At 77.1% G+C, this 18,379-nt stretch carries 15 protein-coding genes; 13 read left to right on the top strand and 2 right to left on the bottom strand.

Features of this window, described 5'->3' with window-relative positions; translation table 11 throughout:
• Nucleotides 1-268 precede the first annotated feature (268 nt).
• The 6 genes from lpdA to IEX99_RS00320 all read left to right on the top strand — a co-directional run bounded on the left by lpdA (nt 269) and on the right by IEX99_RS00320 (nt 6,259).
• Entirely contained in the window at nt 269-1,660 is a 1,392-nt protein-coding gene (lpdA, locus tag IEX99_RS00345) for a dihydrolipoyl dehydrogenase (RefSeq protein ID WP_188897298.1), read from the top strand.
• Nucleotides 1,661-1,694: 34 nt separating this feature from the next.
• Nucleotides 1,695-2,771, top strand: a complete 1,077-nt coding sequence (locus IEX99_RS00340; RefSeq protein ID WP_188897295.1) for a DNA adenine methylase — start codon at nt 1,695-1,697, stop codon at nt 2,769-2,771.
• Complete coding sequence (locus IEX99_RS00335; protein ID WP_188897293.1) at nt 2,768-3,052, top strand: PGPGW domain-containing protein; 285 nt, start codon at nt 2,768-2,770, stop codon at nt 3,050-3,052. The genes IEX99_RS00340 and IEX99_RS00335 overlap by 4 nt, the downstream gene beginning before the upstream one ends.
• An 87-nt stretch (nt 3,053-3,139) precedes the next feature.
• The gene (locus IEX99_RS00330) at nt 3,140-3,568 is read left to right on the top strand and encodes a PadR family transcriptional regulator (RefSeq protein ID WP_229677716.1); all 429 of its coding nucleotides are present in this window, start codon (nt 3,140-3,142) and stop codon (nt 3,566-3,568) included.
• A complete protein-coding gene (locus IEX99_RS00325) occupies nt 3,561-5,015 on the top strand; it encodes an FAD-dependent oxidoreductase (protein ID WP_188897290.1) in 1,455 nt (484 codons plus the stop codon). The genes IEX99_RS00330 and IEX99_RS00325 overlap by 8 nt, the downstream gene beginning before the upstream one ends.
• Nucleotides 5,012-6,259, top strand: a complete 1,248-nt coding sequence (locus IEX99_RS00320) for an MFS transporter (protein ID WP_188897288.1) — start codon at nt 5,012-5,014, stop codon at nt 6,257-6,259. Before IEX99_RS00325 ends, IEX99_RS00320 begins: the two co-directional genes overlap by 4 nt.
• Nucleotides 6,260-6,281: 22 nt before the next feature.
• Here IEX99_RS00320 and IEX99_RS00315 read toward each other — a convergent pair whose 3' ends face one another.
• Nucleotides 6,282-7,982, bottom strand: coding sequence for a DUF6311 domain-containing protein (locus IEX99_RS00315; protein ID WP_188897286.1), 1,701 nt, complete (start codon nt 7,980-7,982; stop codon nt 6,282-6,284).
• Nucleotides 7,983-8,354: 372 nt separating this feature from the next.
• Here IEX99_RS00315 and IEX99_RS00310 point away from each other — a divergent pair, with 372 nt between their 5' ends.
• The 6 genes from IEX99_RS00310 to IEX99_RS00285 are packed head-to-tail and all read left to right on the top strand — an operon-like array spanning nt 8,355 to nt 14,738.
• On the top strand, nt 8,355-9,146 hold the full coding sequence (locus tag IEX99_RS00310) for a sugar transferase (protein ID WP_188897284.1): 792 nt from the start codon (nt 8,355-8,357) through the stop codon (nt 9,144-9,146).
• A gap of 49 nt (nt 9,147-9,195) precedes the next feature.
• Complete coding sequence (locus tag IEX99_RS00305) at nt 9,196-10,755, top strand: oligosaccharide flippase family protein (RefSeq protein ID WP_188897282.1); 1,560 nt, start codon at nt 9,196-9,198, stop codon at nt 10,753-10,755.
• Nucleotides 10,752-11,837 (top strand): glycosyltransferase family 4 protein, encoded by a 1,086-nt coding sequence (locus tag IEX99_RS00300; RefSeq protein ID WP_229677715.1) that lies wholly within the window; start codon nt 10,752-10,754, stop codon nt 11,835-11,837. Before IEX99_RS00305 ends, IEX99_RS00300 begins: the two co-directional genes overlap by 4 nt.
• Nucleotides 11,834-12,964, top strand: coding sequence for a glycosyltransferase (locus IEX99_RS00295; protein WP_188897280.1), 1,131 nt, complete (start codon nt 11,834-11,836; stop codon nt 12,962-12,964). Before IEX99_RS00300 ends, IEX99_RS00295 begins: the two co-directional genes overlap by 4 nt.
• Entirely contained in the window at nt 12,961-13,854 is an 894-nt protein-coding gene (locus IEX99_RS00290; protein WP_188897278.1) for a glycosyltransferase family 2 protein, read from the top strand. The genes IEX99_RS00295 and IEX99_RS00290 overlap by 4 nt, the downstream gene beginning before the upstream one ends.
• On the top strand, nt 13,851-14,738 hold the full coding sequence (locus IEX99_RS00285; RefSeq protein WP_188897276.1) for a glycosyltransferase family 2 protein: 888 nt from the start codon (nt 13,851-13,853) through the stop codon (nt 14,736-14,738). The genes IEX99_RS00290 and IEX99_RS00285 overlap by 4 nt, the downstream gene beginning before the upstream one ends.
• Before the next feature lie 105 nt (nt 14,739-14,843).
• Here IEX99_RS00285 and IEX99_RS00280 read toward each other — a convergent pair whose 3' ends face one another.
• Nucleotides 14,844-15,311, bottom strand: coding sequence for a hypothetical protein (locus IEX99_RS00280; RefSeq protein WP_188897273.1), 468 nt, complete (start codon nt 15,309-15,311; stop codon nt 14,844-14,846).
• Nucleotides 15,312-15,385: 74 nt separating this feature from the next.
• On the opposite strand from IEX99_RS00280, the gene IEX99_RS00275 reads away from it, so the two are divergent.
• The gene (locus IEX99_RS00275) at nt 15,386-18,376 is read left to right on the top strand and encodes an N-6 DNA methylase (RefSeq protein ID WP_188897271.1); all 2,991 of its coding nucleotides are present in this window, start codon (nt 15,386-15,388) and stop codon (nt 18,374-18,376) included.
• Nucleotides 18,377-18,379: the final 3 nt, after the last annotated feature.

Raw genomic sequence — 18,379 nt, 5'->3', positions numbered from 1 at the left:
GCGCGGGGATGCGTGCGCGAGGCGCGGGCCGTGCTACCGTCCGCCGCTCATGTTGCGGCCGCTCGCGCGCCTCGCCTCGGTCCGGCGGGCGTCTGGTCGGCCGCCGCGTCACGAAGGGCGAGGGACCGGCGGGCGATGCGAGCGACGAGGAGGCGGCGGCCCGGCCCGATGCGCGGCCTCTCCGGGGCCACCCGCCGGCCGCGCGCTTGATCCGCGGCGCGGCGCGGGCCACTTTCCGGCCGCGTTCCTGACGAGGATACCCCCTCGAATGCCCGATTCCTTCGACGTGATCGTCATCGGCGCCGGCCCCGGCGGCTATGTCTGCGCGCTGCGCGCCGCGCAGCTCGGCATGAAGGTCGCCTGCGTGGAGAAGCGGGAGACGCTCGGCGGCACCTGCCTCAACATCGGCTGCATCCCGTCGAAGGCGCTGCTGCAGTCCTCCGAGCTGTTCGAGGAGGCGACGCACAAGCTCAAGGACCACGGCGTCGGCGTCGCCGGCGTCACGCTCGACCTCGCCCGCATGCAGGCGCGCAAGGGCGAGGTGGTGAGCGCCAACGTCCGCGGCGTCGAGTTCCTCTTCCGCAAGAACAAGGTCGCCTGGCTCAAGGGCGAGGGCCGCATCCTCGCCCCCGGCAGGGTCGCGGTGAACGGCGAGGAACACGCGGCGAAGCACATCGTCATCGCCACCGGCAGCGAGAGCATCCCGCTCCCCGGCGTCGAGGTGGACGAGCGGATGGTCGTCACCTCCACCGGCGGGCTGGAGCTCGACCGCGTGCCGCAGCACCTGGTGGTGGTCGGCGGCGGCTACATCGGGCTCGAGCTCGGCAGCGTCTGGCGCCGCCTCGGCGCGCAGGTGACGGTGGTCGAATTCCTCGACCGCATCGTGCCGGGGATGGACGCGGAGGTCGGCAAGGCGTTCGAGCGCATCCTCGCGAAACAGGGCCTGAAGTTCCGGCTGAAGACGAAGGTCACCGGCGCGCGCAAGGGCAACGAGGGCGTGACGCTCACCCTGGAGCCGGCGGAGGGCGGCAGGGCCGAGGAGGTCCGGGCCGATGTCGTGCTGGTGGCGATCGGCCGCCGGCCCTACGTGAACGGCCTCGGCCTGGACGCGGTCGGCGTCGCGCTCGACGAGCGCGGACGGGTCGCGACCGACGGGCGCTTCGCCACCAGCGTGCCGGGCATCTGGGCGATCGGCGACTGCATCGCCGGCCCGATGCTCGCGCACAAGGCGCAGGACGAGGGAGCGGCGGTGGCCGAGATCATCGCCGGCCAGGCGGGCCACGTGAACTACGACGCCATCCCCGGCGTCGTGTACACCTGGCCCGAGGTCGCCGCGGTCGGCCGCACCGAGGAGCAGCTCAGGGCCGAGGGCGTCGCCTACAAGGTCGGGAAGTTCCCCTTCACCGCCAACGGCCGCGCCCGGGCGATGGGCGACATGGACGGCTTCGTGAAGCTGCTCGCCGACAGGGCGACCGACCGCCTGCTCGGCGCGCACATCATCGGCCCCGACGCCGGCACGCTGATCGCCGAGCTCGCGCTGGCCATCGAGTTCGGCGCGAGCGCGGAGGACGTCGCGCGCACCAGCCACGCCCACCCCTCGCTGAACGAGGCGGTGAAGGAGGCGGCGCTCGCGGTGGACGGGCGGGCGCTGCACATCTAGGGACGGCGGCGCGCCGCGCCGGACGGCGGGAGCGGTGATCAAGTACATCGGCTCCAAGCGCGCGCTCCTGCCGCACATCCTGCGCGCGATCGGCGCCGTCCTGCCCCCCGGCGGGACGGTGGCCGACCTCTTCTCCGGCACCGCGCGCGTCGGGCACGCGCTGAAGGCCGCCGGCTACCGCGTGCTCGCCAACGACCACAACGCCTACGCCCACGCCATCGCCACCTGCTACGTCCAGGCCGACGCCGAGCGCTGGGCGGAGCCGGCGCGGCGCATCCTCGCCGAGCTGCAGCGCCTGCCCGGCCGCCCCGGCTACGTGACCGAGACCTTCTGCCAGCGCTCCCGCTTCTTCCACCCGAAGAACGGCGAGCGCATCGACGCGATCCGCGACGCCATCGCCGCCCTCTCCGCCGAGCCGGAGCTGGAGGCGGTGCTGCTCACCGCGCTGCTCGAGGCGGCCGACCGCGTGGATTCCACGGCGGGCCTGCAGATGGCCTACATGAAGCGGTGGGCGCCGCGGGCGCTGAACGACCTGGAGCTGCGCCTGCCGCGCCTGCTCCCGCGCCCCGCCGCCGGCCCCTGCGTCGCCACCTGCGCCGACGCCGAGCGCCTCGCCCCCTGCGTCGAGGCCGACCTCGCCTATCTCGACCCCCCCTACAACCAGCACTCCTACCTGCGGAACTACCACGTCTGGGAGACCATCGTCCGCTGGGACCGGCCGGAGGTGTACGGCGTGGCCTGCAAGCGCGCCGACTGCCGCAGCCGCGTCAGCGCCTTCAACGGCCGCCGCAGCATCGGCCCGGCGCTCGCGCGCGTCGTCGGCGCGCTGCGCTGCCGCGCCCTGCTTGTCTCCTTCAACGACGAGGGCCATCTCTCGCGCGCGGAGCTGGAGGCGATCCTGCGCGCGCGCGGCGGCCACCTGGAGGTCATCGCGATCCCGCACGACCGCTACGTCGGCGCGAAGATCGGCATCCACAACCCGCGCGGCGAGCGCGTCGGCACGGTGGGCCGGCTGCGCAACGTCGAATACCTCTACGTCCTGACCGAGCGGCCGGTGCCCGGGCTCGCCGCGGCCCGTCCGCCGGCCAGCGCGGAGGAGAGGGTGGAATGATCGAGTACCGCCCGTCCCTCGGGCGCAAGGTCTTCGGCTGGTCGCTGCTCGGCCTCGGCGCGCTCGGCTCGGTGCTGCCGGTCCTGCAGGGCGCGCTGTTCATCGCCCTCGGCCTGTTCGTGCTGCGCCACCAGTACCGCTGGGCCCATCGCGGCATGGCCTGGGCGCAGGCGCGCTGGCCGCGGCAGGTCGCGGCGGTGGAGGCGCTGGAGGCGCGCCTCGTCGACCGTGTCCGCCACTGGCGCCGGCGGCTCCGTTCCCTGCTGTTCGGCCGCGCCTGACCGCGCCCGCCCTCCGCCGGGCGGGCTGCTCTCCGGTCCGATGCATCGCCCATTGACATATTAGGGGACGAGGCATAGGGTCGCGCCATGAGCAGGCCCGCGCCCCAGCCGCCCCGCGTGGACTACGGCTCCCGCGCCTACTGGGCCGGGACGATCAAGATGGGGCTCTCCAAGTTCTTCCTCCTCCGCGCCCTGCACGACGGGCCGATGCACGGCTACGACCTCGCCCGCGCCGTCGAGCGCATGACGGGCGGCTGCTGCTCGCCCTCCGAGGGCGCGCTCTACCCGGTGCTGCGCGAATTCGAGGAGGGCGGCTTCGTCACCGGCGAGGACCAGGTGGTCCAGGGCCGCCGCCGCCGCGTCTACGCGCTGACCGCGGCGGGCCGCGAGGCCTTCCGCGTCGCCCTCGCCGCCTGGCTGGAGGCGACCGACGCCCTCCGCGACTGCTGCCGCGGCTTCGGCACGGCCGCGGGCCGCTGCCGCGCTTCCAGCCGAAAGGACCGATGCCATGACTGACCTCGCCGCCCGCGGCCTCCCCGTCGCCGTCATCGGCGCCGGCCCCGTGGGCCTCGCCGCCGCCGCGCACCTGCTCGCCCGCGGCCTGGAGCCGCTGGTGCTGGAGGCGGGGCCGGAGGCCGGCCACGCCGTCCGCGCCTGGGGGCATGTGCGCATGTTCTCGCCCTGGCGCTTCAACACCGACGCCGCGGCCCGCGCCCTGCTCGAACCCGCCGGCTGGCGCCCCCCGCCGGAGGGCGAGCACCCGACCGGGGCCGAGCTGCACGCGCGCTACCTCGCCCCGCTCGCCGCGCATCCCGCCATCGCCGCGCGGCTGCGGCTGAACGCCCGCGTCCTCGGCGTCGCGCGCCGCCACCACGACCGGATGCGCGACGGCCGGCGCGCCGCCGCGCCCTTCCTGCTGCAGGTCGCCGGCGCCGACGGCGCGGCGGAGGAGATCCTCGCCGCCGCGGTGATCGACTGCTCCGGCACCTGGTTCACGCCGAGCCCGGCCGGCGCCCACGGCCTGCCCGCGCCGGGCGAGGCCGCGGCGGCGCGCGACGGCCTGCTCGCCTACGGCATTCCGGATGTGCTCGGCGCCGCGCGCGCCCACTACGCGGGGCGCACCACGCTCGTGCTCGGCGGCGGGCATTCGGCGATGAACGCGGTGCTCGACCTGGTGCGCCTGGCCGAGACGGCGCCCGGCACCCGCGTCCTCTGGGCCTTCCGCCGCCCGCTCGCCGCGGTGAACTTCGGCGGCGGCGCGGCGGACGCCCTGGCGGCGCGCGGCGAACTCGGCGAGCATGCGCGCATGCTGGTCGAATCGGGCGCCGTCGCGGCGCTCGCCCCCTTCCTGGTCGAGCGCATCGCGCGCGAGGACGACGGCGCCCTGCGCGTCACCGGCGCGGCCGAGGGCGGCGCGGCGCGCACCGTGCGCGCCGAGCGCATGATCGTCGCCACCGGCTTCCGTCCCGACCTCGCCTTCCTCGGCGAGCTGCGCCTCACCCTCGACCCGTCGCTGCAGACGACGCCGGCGCTGGCGCCGCTGATCGATCCGAACCTCCACGCCTGCGGCACGGTGCGCCCGCACGGCGCGGCGGCGCTCGCGCATCCGGAGGAGCCCGGCTTCTTCGCCGCCGGCATGAAGAGCTACGGCCGCGCGCCGACCTTCCTGCTCGCCACCGGCCACGAGCAGGTGCGCTCCATCGCCGCGCACCTCGCCGGCGACGCGGCGGCGGCCGCGGCGGTGATGCTCGAGCTGCCCGAGACCGGGGTCTGCTCGGCCACGCGCCTGCCCGACTCCGTCGCCGCTTCCGCCTGCTGCGGTCCGGCGCCCGCCGCGGCCGCATCCCGCGCCCCGGCGCGGGAGGAGCCGGCGCGCGTCGCCGCGTCCCTCCCCTCCGGCTGCTGCGGCCCCGCGCGGCGGGCGGAGCCGGCGCCGGCGCGCGCCGGCGGCTGCTGCGGTTGAGCGCGCCGGACGCGGCAGCGCGCGCGCGCGGCGGGAGCGGGCGCGTCGCGCTCGCGCTCGGCCTCGCCCAGACCGTCGCCTGGGCCTGCACCTACTACCTGCCCGCCGTGCTCGCCGCGCCGGTGGCCGAGGAGCTCGGCCAGCCGCGCGCGGTGGTGGTCGGCGCCTTCTCGGCGGCGCTGCTGGTCGCGGGCTTCTGCGCCCCGCGCGTCGGCCGCGCCATCGAGGCGCGGGGCGGGCGCGGCGTGCTCGTCGCCTCCTCCTTCGTGCTCGCCGCGGGGCTGGCCCTGCTCGGCCTGCTGCCGGGGATCGCCGGCTGGTTCGCCGGCTGGGCGGTGCTCGGCCTCGGCATGGCGATGGGGCTCTACGATCCGGCCTTCGCCACGCTCGGGCGCCTCTACGGGCGCGAGGCGCGGCGGCCGATCACCCAGGTGACGCTGATCGCGGGCTTCGCCAGCACGGTCGGCTGGCCGGTCTCGACCGCGCTGCTGCCGCTGCTCGGCTGGCGCGGCACCTGTCTCGCCTATGCGGCGGCGCAGCTCCTCCTGGTGCTGCCGCTCTACCTCCTGCTCGTGCCGGCCGCGCCGCCGCTGCCACCGCCGGACGCCGCGGCGCCCGCCGATCGGCCGCCGGCGCCGCCCGAGCCCGCCGGCGCCGCCTGGATGCGCCGCGCCGTCCTGATGCTCGCGGCCTTCTTCACGCTGCGCGCCGTGGTCGGCGCGGTGATGGCGGTGCACCTCATCGCTCTGCTCGAGGGGATCGGCCTCGGTCTCGCCGCCGCGGTCGCGGTCGCCTCGCTGGTCGGGCCGAGCCAGGTGGCCGGGCGGGTGCTGGAGTTCGCCTTCGGCCCGCGCGCGCATCCGCTGACCGTCGCGCGGCTCGGCGCGCTGGCGCTGCCGCTCGGCGTCGCGGTGCTGCTGGTTCCCGGGCCGCTGGCGATCGGCGCCGCGGCCGTCGCCTTCGCCGTCTTCCACGGCGTCAGCAACGGCCTGCTGACGATCAGCCGCGGCGCCGTGCCGCTGGCGCTGTTCGGGCCGCGCGGCTACGCGACGCTGCTCGGGCAGCTGGCCATGCCGGTGCTGATCGCCCAGGCGGTCGCGCCGACCCTCGCCGCGCCGGCGGTGGAGGCGCTGCCGGCCGCCTGGACCTTCGCGCTGTGCGGCGCGCTGGGGGTGGCGGCGCTGCTCTGCCTCATGCCGCTGCGGCCCGCGCCCCCGGCTGCGCCGCCGCTGCGCCCCGGCTGAGGGCGCCGGGCCGTGCCACCCCCTACCGTCCCGCCGCGGCGGCGGCGCAGGCCACGGCCTCGCCCAGCGCGACGCACCGCTCCGCCGCGCGCGGCACCAGCGGCAGGGCCTGCGCCACCGCGCCGGGGAGGATCAGGCGCAGCTCGCCCGGCCCGAGCGGCGCCGCCGCCAGCGCCGCGTCGCGGCAGGCGGGCGGCGCGCCGCGCCAGCGCGCGACGTACATGGTGCTGACCGGCAGCGCGGTCTCCGAGGCCAGCACCAGGGCCTCCAGCGCCTCGGCGTAGTCGCGCTCGGCGCCGCGGGCGATGCAGGACCAGGAGGGCAGCAGCGTCAGCCGCGCGTGCCGCGCGAACAGCGCGCGCAGGGCGGGGGCGTCGAGCGTCCAGCCCGGCCGCGCCGCCGCCCAGTCGCGCAGCGCCGCGCGCAGCGGCGCCGCGTCGGCGAATTGCAGGAGGCCGACCGCCAGCGCGAGGGCGGCGCCGAGCCCGCGCCGGGGATGCCGCGCCAGCACCGCCACCACCCCGATCAGCAGCGCATAGGCGACCGGCCAGAAGAACCGGCCCGAGGCGCGGAACTGCCCCAGCACCGCCGGCACCGCGCCGAGATCGAGCACCACCGCGCTCCCCGCCCCGACGCGATGCGACAGCGCGAGCAGGGTCAGCGCCAGCAGGGCCAGCGCCAGCCCGGCATGCCGGCGCAGCGTCACGGCGAGCGCGCGCGGGCGCAGCAGCAGCGCCGCCGCCACCCCGGCGAGCAGCCCGGCGCCCAGCCAGTTGTAGCCCTCCCACCCGCCGTGTCCGGTGGCGTCCACCTCCGCCGCGACCAGGCCGGGGAGCAGGCCGGAGCGGTGCGGCCAGACCGGGGAGAGCAGGTTCATCGCGAACTGCCCGTAGCCGCCCTCGCCGGTCGCGCCGAGATAGCCGAACGCCGCCATCGCCAGCAGCACCGTCGCGCCCGCCGCGCCGCAGCCCGCCAGCGCCGCGCCGACGCCGGGCGCGCCGGGCCGCAGCAGCCGCGTCAAGGGCACCGCGCCGAGCAGCGCCAGCACCATCGCCGCGAGGTAGGGATGGACGAGCAGCGCCGCGACCGCGAGCGCCGCCGCCGCGCCCCAGAGCCGCGCGCCCTGCCGCCCGACGAGACGCAGGTAGAGGCCGAGGCCGAGCAGCAGCAGGAAATGCCCCATCAGCGCCGCGTGCCCGTAGCGGTTCAGCCAGGCCGGCATGCTCGCCGCCGCCAGCGCCGCGCCGAGCCCGGGCAGGAGGCGCCGCTCGCCGCTGCCGCGCAGGCACCAGAGCGCGGCGAGGGGCTGCGCCAGCATGGCGAGCCCGTAGAAGAGGCCGATGCCGTGGAAGCCCGGCGGCAGCCAGGCCGCGAGCGGCTTCAGCGCCAGCGCCAGCAGCGGGATGCCGTCGGCGAAGGCGATGTTCGTCCCGCCCTCGGCGGTGCCGAGATGCGGCGCCAGCAGCGGCGGCCAGTGCCAGGCGGGGTCGCGCAGGAAGTAGCGCTGCGCGACGATGTGCTGGGCGGCGTCGCCCACCGGCTTCCACGGCCGACCCGCCTCCGGCAGCAGGAAGTCCGGCGGGAGCAGCGCCAGCGCCAGCGCGCCGCCGAGCAGCGCCGCCGCGGCGTAGGCGAGCGCCGCCGCCGCGCCGGGCGCGAGCGTCCGCTCCGGCGCGGCGGCGGCCGGCGCGATCCGCTGCGTGCCGGCGCCGGCCTCTCCCACCTCGCGATCCCCTTCCTGACCGATGGCGGGCGCGCCGCCGGAGCGGGCCCTCTACCGGCGCCCGCAGCCGCTGGGCAAGCCGCGCGGCCGGCCCTCGCCGCGCCGGCCGCGGCGCCGGCGGCGCGGATCGCGGACGGGGCGGCCCCTGCCGATACGGTTTCGATGCCACAATCTTGCCCAAAGCCGGTCGCAATGCCGTCGCCGCCCGATCGCAGGTTGCGCCTCCGCCGGGGAGCCTTCCGGAAAGGTGCATGACGGGCCGCGTCGCGGGACCGCCGGTCCGCGATCCGGGCGCCCCGGGCCGCCTGCGCCTTCCGCCGAGGCCATCGGCTTGCTTGGGGCACAGCGGTGGTGCGGTACAGAGGTCAAACCATGCGCGGCGTGGATGTCGGCCAGCCCTCGCGGCAGGAGGCTGCGGCGCGCGCGCCGGCGCCCGTCCTGGCGCCCGGCATGCAACTCGCCTTCCTTGGCGCCCCCGCCGAGGAGATGCGGCTGCCGCGCCGGGGCGGGCTCCCGGCGCGGCCTGGCGCGGCCGAGCCGCTGCGCGAGCGGCTGCGCCCCGCGCTCAAGCGCGCGCTCGACCTGTTCGGCGCCGCCGCGCTGCTCGCCGCCCTGGCGGTGCCGCTCGGCCTCATCGCCTTGCTGGTCCGCGCCGATGGCGGGCCGGCGCTCTTCGCCCACCGCCGCGTCGGCCGCGGCGGCGCGCCGTTCCGCTGCCTGAAGTTCCGCACCATGGTGCCGGACGCCGAGGCGCGCCTCGCCGCGCTGCTCGAGGCCGACCCCGCCGCCCGCGCCGAATGGGAGGCGACGCGCAAGCTGCGCCACGACCCGCGCATCACCCGGATCGGCCGCTTCCTGCGCGCCTCGAGCCTCGACGAGCTGCCGCAGCTCATCAACGTGCTGCGCGGGGAGATGAGCCTCGTCGGCCCGCGCCCGGTGCCCGAGGCCGAGCTCGCCGCCTGCTACGGCGCCGCGGCGGAGCACTACAAGGCGGTGCGGCCCGGCATCACCGGGCTCTGGCAGGTGAGCGGGCGCAACGACACGAGCTACGCGGACCGCGTCGCGCTCGACGTCGCCTACGTCACCCGGCCCTCGCTGCGCGAGGACCTGCGCATCCTGCTGCGCACCCCGGCCGCCGTGCTGTTCCGCCGCGGCGCCTACTGAACGCCTCCTTGCCGCCGCGCCGCGCGGCTGCTTCGCTGCGCGCCCTCGCATGAACGGGTCAACGGACGACAGGCGCGGCGCGGGCGCCGGGCGCCGCCTCCTCTCCGGCGCGGCGTGGAACGCCGCCGGGCGCGGGCTGCCGCTGCTGCTCGCCCTCCTGGTCACGCCGGTCCTGCTCGGCCAGCTCGGCATCGAACGCTGGGGGCTGTTCACCCTGGCGCTCGGCCTGGTCGGCGTGTTCGGCGTGTTCGACCTCGGCGTCGGCCCGGCGCTGACCCGGGCGCTGGCGGAGCGCCTCGGCGCCGGCGGCGGCGCGCGGGCGGGCGAGGCGGAGCTGGTCGCGGCGGCCGTCCTCGTCCTCGCCGCGATCAGCCTGACCGGCGCGGCGCTGCTGTGGTGGGCGATGCCGGCGCTGGTCGGGCGCGTGCTGAACGTGCCGCCCGCGCTGCAGGCGGAGGCGGTGCGCGCCTTCCGCCTGCTGGTCCTCGCCGCGCCGCTGGTGGTGGTGAACGCCGCGCTCTGGGGCGTGCTCGCCGCGCACCAGCGGTTCCGCGCGGCCAACCTGGTGAGCATCCCGGTCGGCGCCTTCTACTACCTCGGCCCGATGCTGGCGCTGCTGGTCTGGGACTCGCTCGTCGCGGTGGTGCTCGCCCTCGTCGCCTGCCGGCTCGCCAACACGCTCTCCTACGCCTGGCTGGTGCGGCGGCTGGTGCCGGGGCTGTCCCGCGCGCGGCCGCGCCTCGCCCCGGCGCTGCCGCTGCTCAGGCTCGGCGGGTGGATGAGCGTCTCCGGCGCGCTCACCCAGGCGCTGCTCCACGCCGATCGCTTCCTGATCGGCGCGCTGCTCTCGCTCGCGGCGGTGGCCTACTACGCGACGCCGCTCGACCTGGTGATGCGGATGTGGATCCTGCCCGTGGCGGTGGCGCAGGCGCTGCTGCCCGCCCTCGCCTCCGGCTTCCGCGCCATGCCGGGCGAGACCGCCGCGCTGCTGCGCCGCGGCGCGCTGCTGATCGCGGCGCTGGTGCTGCCGGCCTGCCTGGCGCTGGTGGCCTTCGCCGAGACGATCCTGCGCCTCTGGCTCGGCGCGGCCTTCGCCGCCGGCGGGGCGGAGGTGCTGCGCATCCTCGGCGTCGGCATCCTGTTCTCCTGCGTCGGCTTCGCCCCGGGCAGCCTGCTGGACGCGATCGGCCGGCCGGACGCGACGGCGCGCTTCGCCCTGGCGCAGGCGGCCGTCTACCTGCCGCTCGGCGCGCTGCTCCTCGTCGCCGGCTTCGGCATCGAGGGCGTGGCGCTGGCCTGGAGCGCGCGGGCGGCGGTGGAGTGCGGCGGGCGGCTCTGGCTCGCGGCGCGGCTCTACCCGCCGGCCGCCGCCGCCGTGCGCGACCTGGCGCCGGCCCTGGCCTTGGGCGGCGCCGGGCTGGCGGCGGTCGCCGCCCTCGCCGCGGGCGTTGCGGCCGGCGCGGCCGTGACGGCGCCGGCCGGGCTGGCGGTGCTCGGCGGCTTCGCCGGGCTGGCGTGGCGGGCCGTTCCGGCGGACGAACGCGCCGCGCTGCTGGCCGCGCTGCCCCGGCCGCGGAGGTGGCCGGCGCGCCCGAGGGGGGCGCCGTGACCCGTTTCGTCCTCAACGGCCGCTTCCTGACCCAGGCGCTGACCGGCGTGCAGCGCTTCGCAGCCGAGCTCGCCGCCGCGATGGACGCGCTGGCCGGCGAAGGGGCGTGGCCGGCGACGCGCGTGCTCGTGCCCCGCGGCGCCGCGCCGCCGGCGCTGCGGCACCTCGAGGTGGCGGAGGTCGGGCGGCTGCGCGGCCAGGCCTGGGAGCAGTTCGAACTGCCGCGCGCCGCGCGCGGCGCCTTCCTGCTCAACCTCGGCAACACCGCGCCGGTGCTGGCGGGGCGCCGCCAGGCGGTGGTGATCCACGACGCCGGCGCCTTCGACACGCCCGACTCCTACGCGCTGCCCTTCCGCGCCTGGTACCGGCTGCTGCACCGGACGCTCGCCCGCACGGGCGCGCGGATCGTCACCGTCTCCGAATTCTCCCGCGGGCGGATCGCGGCGCGGCTCGGGCTCGATCCGGCGCGGATCGGGGTGATGCCCGAGGGGGCCGAGCACATCCTGCGCGCGCCGGCCGATGCCGCCGTGCTCGCCCGGCACGGCCTGGCGCCGCGGCGCTACGCGCTGGCGGTCGGCAGCCGCGCGGCGCACAAGAACCTCGACGCGCTGCGCGGCGCGGCGGCGCTGCTCGCCGCGCGCGGCCTCGCGCTTGCCGCCGCGGGCGCGGCCGATCCCGCGGTGTTCCGCCCGGCCGCGGGCGCCGGGGGAGGGGGCGCGATCGCGCTCGGCCGCGTCGGCGACGCCGAGCTGCGCGCGCTCTACGAGAACGCGCTCTGCCTCGTCTTCCCCTCGCGCTACGAGGGCTTCGGCCTGCCGCCGGTGGAGGCGATGCTGTGCGGCTGCCCCGTCCTCGCCGCCCGCTCCGGCGCGGTGCCGGAGATCTGCGGCGACGCCGCGCTGTGGTTCGACGCGGCCGACCCGGAGAGCCTCGTCGGGGCGTTCCGCCGCCTGCTCGACGAGCCGGGCCTCGCCGATGCGCTGCGCGCGCGGGGCCGGGACCGCGCGCGATCCTTCACCTGGCGCCGCGCGGCCGGGACGCTGCTGCGCCTCCTCCCACCGGAAGGACCGGCGCCGCGATGAAGGTCGCGATCGTGCACGAGTGGTTCGAGACCTACGCCGGGTCCGAGCGCGTGGTCGAGCAGCTCCTGCACTGCTGGCCGGAGGCCGACCTCTTCGCCGTCTGCGACTTCCTCCCCGACCCGGAGCGCCACTTCCTCGGCGGCCGCGTCCCGCGCACCACCTTCATCCAGCGCCTGCCCTTCGCGCGGCGACGGTTCCGCTGGTATCTCGGCCTGATGCCGCTCGCCATCGAGCAGCTCGACCTCTCGGGCTACGACCTCGTGGTCTCCTCCTCGCACGCGGTCGCCAAGGGCGTGCTGACGGGGCCGGGGCAGTTGCACGTCTCCTACATCCACTCGCCGATGCGCTACGCCTGGGACCTGCAGCACCAGTACCTGCGCCAGGCCGGGCTCGAGCGCGGCCTGCGCGGCGCCTACACCCGCTGGCTGCTGCACCGGATGCGCGCCTGGGACCGCGCGAGCGCCGCCGGCGTGGACGTGCTGGTGGCGAACTCCGCCTACATCGCCGAGCGCATCCGCAAGGCCTGGCGGCGCGAATCCGTGGTGATCCACCCGCCGGTGGACGTCGGGGCCTTCGCCATGCACCGCGCGAAGGGCGACCATTTCCTCGTCGCCTCGCGCATGGTGCCCTACAAGCGCGTCGAGCTGGTCGCCGAGGCCTTCCGCCGCATGCCCGACCGCCGCCTGATCGTCGTCGGCGACGGCCCCGGGGAGGCGGCGGTGCGCGCCGCCGCGGGCGAGGCGCCGAACATCGAGCTGCGCGGCCGCGTCGGCCAGGCGGAGCTGGTGCGGCTGATGCAGACCGCCCGCGCCTGCATCCACGCCGCCGAGGAGGATTTCGGCATCGCCCTCGTCGAGGCGCAGGCCTGCGGCACCCCGGTCATCGCCTTCGGCCGCGGCGGCGCGCGCGACATCGTCCGCGTCCCGCCCGATCCCGCCCCCACCGGCCTGCTCTTCGCCGAGCAGACCGCCGATTCGCTCGTCGCGGCGCTCGCCCGCTTCGACGCGCTCGCGCCCGCCATCACCCCGGAGGCCTGCCGGCGCAACGCCGAGCGCTTCGGCCAGGCGCGCTTCCGGGAGGAGATCACCGCGCTCGTCGCGCGCCACCTCGCGGGGGCGGGGCCGTGAGGTTCTCGCTGATCGTCGCCACGCGCGGGCGGGTCGAGGAACTGGCGCAGTTCCTCGACTCCCTCCTCGCCCAGGACCGCGCCGACGCGGAGGCGATCGTCGTGGACCAGAACGACGACGACCGCCTCGCCCCCGTGGTCGCGCGCTTTTCCGGCCGCCTCCCCCTGCTCCGGCTGCGCTCGGCGCGGAACAATGCCTGCCATGCCCGCAACCTCGGCCTGCGCGCCGCGCGCGGGGCGATCGTCGGCTTCCCCGACGACGACTGCCTCTACCCGCCCGGCCTGCTCGACCGCGTGGACGCCGCGTTCCGCGCCGATCCCGCGCTCGCCGTGCTGACCGGCCCGGCGGAATCGCCCGCGGGCGGCCTCGGCTCCGGCCGCTGGCGGGAGGAGGGCGGGCCGATCACGCTCGACACCCTCTGGACCAGCGTCATCGAGTTCAACCTGTTCCTGCGCCGCGACCTCGCCCTCGCGCTCGGCGGCTTCGACGAGCGGCTCGGCCCCGGCACGCGCTTCGGCTCGGGCGAGGGCAACGACCTCGTCGCGCGCGCGATCCGCGCCGGCCACGCCGCGCGCTACGACCTCGGGCAGCGCGTCGTCCATCCCGACAAGCGGCTGACGCCGGTCGCGGTGGAGCGCGCCGCGCTCTACGGCGCCGGCTTCGGGCTGGTGCTGCGCCGGCACGCGCCCTCGCCCGGGGTGTGGCTGCGCTTCCTGGTGCGCCCGCTCGGCGGCATGGCGTTCGCCGCGCTGCGCCTGCGCCGGCTCGAATTCGCCTACTACGCCGCGACGCTGCGCGGACGGCTGCTCGGCCTCCTCGCGGGCGGCGAGGCGGCGGCGGGCCGGAGGCTCGCGCCGCTCGAGCCGGCGCCGCAGGAATGGCCCGCATGAGCCTCCGCATCGCCGTCGGCATCGCCACGCGCGGCCGCGCGGCGATCCTCGCCGAGACGCTCGCCGAGCTCGCCCGCCAGCGCCGCGCGCCGGAGCGGGTGCTGGTCTGCCATGTCGGCCCGGAGGACGTCGCCGCCTTGCCCGAGGCGCATCCGGGCGTCGCCTTCCTGCGCGCCGAGGCCGGGCTGCCGCGCCAGCGCAACGCCATCCTCGACGCGGCGGGGCCGGACTGCGACGTGCTGCTGTTCCTCGACGACGACTTCCTGCCCGCGCCCGACTACCTCGCCGTGCTCGAGGCGGTGATGACGGCCCGGCCCGACTGCGTCGTCGCCACCGGCGAGGTGATCGCCGACGGCGCCAAGGGGCCGGGCATCGCGGTCGCGGAGGGCCGCGCCATCCTCGCGCGCGATCCCGGCGCCGCCGACCCGCTCGCCGCCGCGCCGCACTTCAACGGCTACGGCTGCAACATGGCGGTCCGCCTCGCGCCGGTGCGCGCGCACGGCCTGCGCTTCGACGAGGCGCTGCCGCTCTACGCCTGGTACGAGGACATCGACTTCACCCGCCGCCTCGCCGCGGCGAGCGGGGGGGCGATCCTGCGGCTCGCCGGCGCGCGCGGCGTGCATCTCGGCGTCAAGGCCGCGCGCACGCCGGGCCTCCGGCTCGGCTACAGCCAGGTGGCGAACCCCCTCTACCTCGCGCGCAAGGGCAGCTTCCCCTGGAGCCACGCCATCCCGAGCGCGCTGCGCCACTGCGCGATCAACGCCCTGCGCTCGCTCGCGCCGGAGCCGGAGGTGGACCGCGTCGGCCGGCTCCGCGGCAACCTGCTGGCGCTGCGGGACCTGCTGCGCGGGCGCGCCGATCCGCGGCGGATCCTCGACCTCTAGGAGACCCGCGCGCAGAGGCCTGCGGGGCGCGGTTGTCGCCGATCCCGTGGCCGCCGGCGGCATGGCGCGCGTGATGCCGCGCCCGGGCCGCGGCCAAGGCCCTCTTCACCGCAACCGCTCGCCGCCCCGGGCGTGGCCCCCATCTTCCACCGGCGCACCGGCGGAGCCGGGAGGGCGCGCCGCCGGCGCCGATCGGCACGGCGGGGGAGGGGCGGGCGCGGCCGCGCTCCGTGCTTGCTCCGCCGCGGCGTCCTCGGCGGCGTAGAGCCGCGCCATCTCCTTCTCGAACGCGGCGCGCAGCGCCTCCGCCTCCCCGGGCGGCAGCCAGGTGCGGCTGATCGAGTGGAAGCGCATCTCGGCCAGCGCCGCCCGGGTCAGGTCGCGGAAGGGGAGGCGCTCCGCCGCCTGCACGCGGGCGAGGGTGGCGTGCAGCTCGGCGCGCAGGCGCGCGACGAATTCCGGCGGCGCCTCCTCCTCGCCCGGCGGCACGGCAGCGCCGCCTCCGGCCTGGTCGAAGAGGTCGGGCTGGGGGGCGAAGAGGTCGCCCTGGCGGCCGAGTCGCGTCCCGTGCATGGCGGCATCCTACCCGGTCCCGGGCGGCGCGGGCAGGCTTGCCGGTCACGCCGGCGCGACGCCATGCTCGTTGCATGTCCGAGTCCTGGCGCCAGCGGCGCCTGCCGGAGCTCGTCGCCGAGCTCGCCCGCCGGCCGGGGCACAACAATGTCGCGGCCCTGGTGCAGGAGATCCTCGCCAACGGCCTCGGCGTCGCCTACCGCGAGATCGAGCACGAGGTCCGGCTGGAGGCCGTGCAGGGCCGCGCCGACATGCTGTTCGGCGCCACCGTCTTCGAGTTCAAGAGGGACCTGCGGCGCGAGATGCCGGACGTGCTGGCGCGCCTGCCGGACTACCTCGCGGAGTGCGAGGCCCGGCAGCGCCGCAGCTACGTCGGCATCGCCACCGACGGCGCCGAGTTCGTCGCCTTCGAGCTGCGCGGCCGGGCGCTCGCCGAGATCGGCCGCCACCGCACCCGGCCCGAGGACGGCGCCGCCCTCCTCGCCTGGCTCGAATCCGCCGTCTCCGACCGCACGGCGCTGCCGCCCGACCCGCTCACGGTGCGCCGCGAGCTGGGGCGCGAGAGCCTCGCCTTCGGCCGCGCCATGGGGCGGCTCGAGGCGCTCTGGGCGCGCCTCAAGGACCATCCGGAGGTGCGGCTGAAGCGCCAGCTCTGGGACGGTCTGCTGCGCGTGGTCTATGGCGCCGAAACCGGCGACGATTCGCTGTTCCTCCAGCACACCTACCTCACCATCGTCACCAAGACGATGGCGACGCGCGTCCTTGCCCTCGACATCGAGCGGCTCGACGCCGCCGACATCCTCTCCGGCGCGGCGCTGCGCGCGGACGGCATCCACGGCGCCGTCGAGAGCGACTTCTTCGACTGGGTGCTGGAGGAGGCGGAGGGGCGCGACCTGGTGCTCCGCCTCGCCCGCCAGACCGCGCGCTTCGACCTGCCGCGGGCCGAGGTGGACGTGCTCAAGGCGCTCTACGAGAGCCTGATTGACCGGCGCGACCGCCACGGCCTCGGCGAGTACTACACGCCCGACTGGCTCGCGGCGCGCCTCGTCGCACGGGCGATCGAACGGCCGCTCGAGAGCCGCGTGCTCGATCCGGCCTGCGGCTCCGGCACCTTCCTGTTCCACGCCATCCGCCGGCTGCGCGCGGCGGCGCGGGAGGCCGGCTGGACGCCGGCGCGGGCGCTCAAGGCGTGCGAGGAGCAGGTGCGCGGCGTGGACGTGCATCCCGTCGCGGCGATCATCGCCCGCGTGACCTGGCTGCTCGCGCTCGGCGAGGACGTGGCGCGGCGCGAGGGCGACCTGCACGTGCCGGTGTTCCTCGGCGATTCCATGCAGTGGGCGCGCCAGCAGGCGGTCGGCGCGACCTACATGGAGGTGAGCGTGCCGGAGGGCCGCCCGCTGCGGGTGCCGGAGGGCCTGGCGCGCGACCCCGCGCTCTACGACCGCGGCGTGCGCGAACTGGCCGACGGGCTGGCGGAGGGCGTGGAGGAGGAGGCCATGGCGCGGCGCCTCGCCCGCATCCCCGGCGTCGCGCCGGCGGACGCGAAGGCGATGGCCGCCACCTACGCGCAGGTGCTGGCGCTCTACCGCCAGGGGCGGGACGCGATCTGGCCCTTCGTGCTGCGCAACCTGGCGCGGCCGCTCTGGCTTGCGCGCCCCGACCAGCGGGCGGAGGTGGTGATCGGCAACCCGCCCTGGGTCGCCTACCGGCACCTCTCGGCGGAGATGAAGGCGCGGGTGAAGGAGGCGCTGGAGCGGATGAACCTCTGGGTCGGCGGCGCGCTGGCGACGAACCAGGACCTCGCGGCGCTGTTCTGGGCGCGCTGCGCGCAGCGCTACCTGAAGCGGGGCGGGACCATCGCCTTCGTCATGCCGCGCTCGGCGCTGACCGGGCCGGTCTTCGCCGGGCTGCGCGCCGGCGACCTGCGCGACGTGCAGGTGCGGATCGAGGAGGCGTGGAGCCTGGACAACCAGGACGTCTCGCCGCTGTTCCCGGTGCCGGCCTGCGTGCTGATCGGCCGGCGCGACGCCCAGGGTCCGCCGCCCGACCGGATATGGCGGGCCGTCGGCGACCTGCCCGCGCGCGACGCGACGGCGGCGCAGGCGGAGCGGGCGCTGCGCTGGCGGCGCGAGCCGTGGCCGGAGCTGCGGACGCTGACCGCGAACTCGCCCTACCGGGCGCGGTTCAGGCAGGGCGCGACGATCGTGCCGCGGCGATTCTTCCTGGTGACGCGCGAGACCGGCGGGCGGCTCGGCGTGAACCGCGCCGCGCCGCGGGTGACGGGGCGGACCGGCGCGCTCGACAAGCACCCCTGGAACGCGGTGGCGCCGCCGAGCGGGCCGGTGGAGATCGAATTCCAGCGCCCGGTGCTGCTCGGCGAGGGGATCGCGCCGTTCCGGCTGCTGCCGCGCGAGGTGCTGGGGGTGATCCCGATGGAGGAGGACGGCACGATCCTCGATGCGCGCGCCGCCGCCAGCGCCGGCTACCGCCACCTCGCCGCGTGGCTGCGCGACATCGAGGCGAAATGGGCCGCGCACGCGAAGCGGCGCCCTGACGGGCGGTTGCGGATGACGCTGAGCGAGCAGCTCGACCACATGCGCAAGCTGTCGGCGCAAGCACGGCCGGCGCCATTGCGGGTCGTTTACGCCGCATCGGGGCTCCTGCCCGCCGCGGCGATCCTGGACGACCGGACCACGATTGTGGAGCATGCGGCCTACTGGGCTCCGGCGCGCAACATGAACGAGGCGCGTTACCTGGCCGCAATCCTGAACAGCGAAACCACCCGCGCCGAGGTCGCGCATCTGCAACCGCGCGGCGAGGGCGGCGCGCGGCACTTCGACAACCTGGTCTGGGAACTCCCCATTCCCCTCTACGACAGCGCCGTCCCGCTGCACCGCGAGCTCGCCGCCGCGGCCGAGCGGGCGGAGCGCGTCGCCGCCCGCGTCGCACTGGACGAATCCGCGCACTTCACCGCCCAGCGCCGCGCCATCCGCGCCGCCCTCGCCGCGGACGGCATCGCCGCCCGGATCGACGCCCTCGTCGCCCGCCTGCTCGGCGGGGGCTGAGCG

The sequence above is a fragment of the Caldovatus sediminis genome (genome assembly GCF_014644455.1).
Classification (GTDB): domain Bacteria; phylum Pseudomonadota; class Alphaproteobacteria; order Acetobacterales; family Acetobacteraceae; genus Caldovatus; species Caldovatus sediminis.
Note: the sequence above shows the minus strand (reverse complement) of the source record. Positions and strands in the feature narration are given on the sequence as shown.

Coding starts and splice junctions, on each gene's coding strand:
- IEX99_RS00295 (WP_188897280.1), top strand. CDS start 11,834: ATGAAGGTCGCGATCGTGCACGAGTGGTTCGAGACCTACGCCGGGTCC.
- IEX99_RS00330 (WP_229677716.1), top strand. CDS start 3,140: ATGAGCAGGCCCGCGCCCCAGCCGCCCCGCGTGGACTACGGCTCCCGC.
- lpdA (WP_188897298.1), top strand. CDS start 269: ATGCCCGATTCCTTCGACGTGATCGTCATCGGCGCCGGCCCCGGCGGC.
- IEX99_RS00305 (WP_188897282.1), top strand. CDS start 9,196: ATGAACGGGTCAACGGACGACAGGCGCGGCGCGGGCGCCGGGCGCCGC.
- IEX99_RS00280 (WP_188897273.1), bottom strand. CDS start 15,311: ATGCACGGGACGCGACTCGGCCGCCAGGGCGACCTCTTCGCCCCCCAG.
- IEX99_RS00275 (WP_188897271.1), top strand. CDS start 15,386: ATGTCCGAGTCCTGGCGCCAGCGGCGCCTGCCGGAGCTCGTCGCCGAG.
- IEX99_RS00335 (WP_188897293.1), top strand. CDS start 2,768: ATGATCGAGTACCGCCCGTCCCTCGGGCGCAAGGTCTTCGGCTGGTCG.
- IEX99_RS00285 (WP_188897276.1), top strand. CDS start 13,851: ATGAGCCTCCGCATCGCCGTCGGCATCGCCACGCGCGGCCGCGCGGCG.
- IEX99_RS00310 (WP_188897284.1), top strand. CDS start 8,355: ATGCGCGGCGTGGATGTCGGCCAGCCCTCGCGGCAGGAGGCTGCGGCG.
- IEX99_RS00325 (WP_188897290.1), top strand. CDS start 3,561: ATGACTGACCTCGCCGCCCGCGGCCTCCCCGTCGCCGTCATCGGCGCC.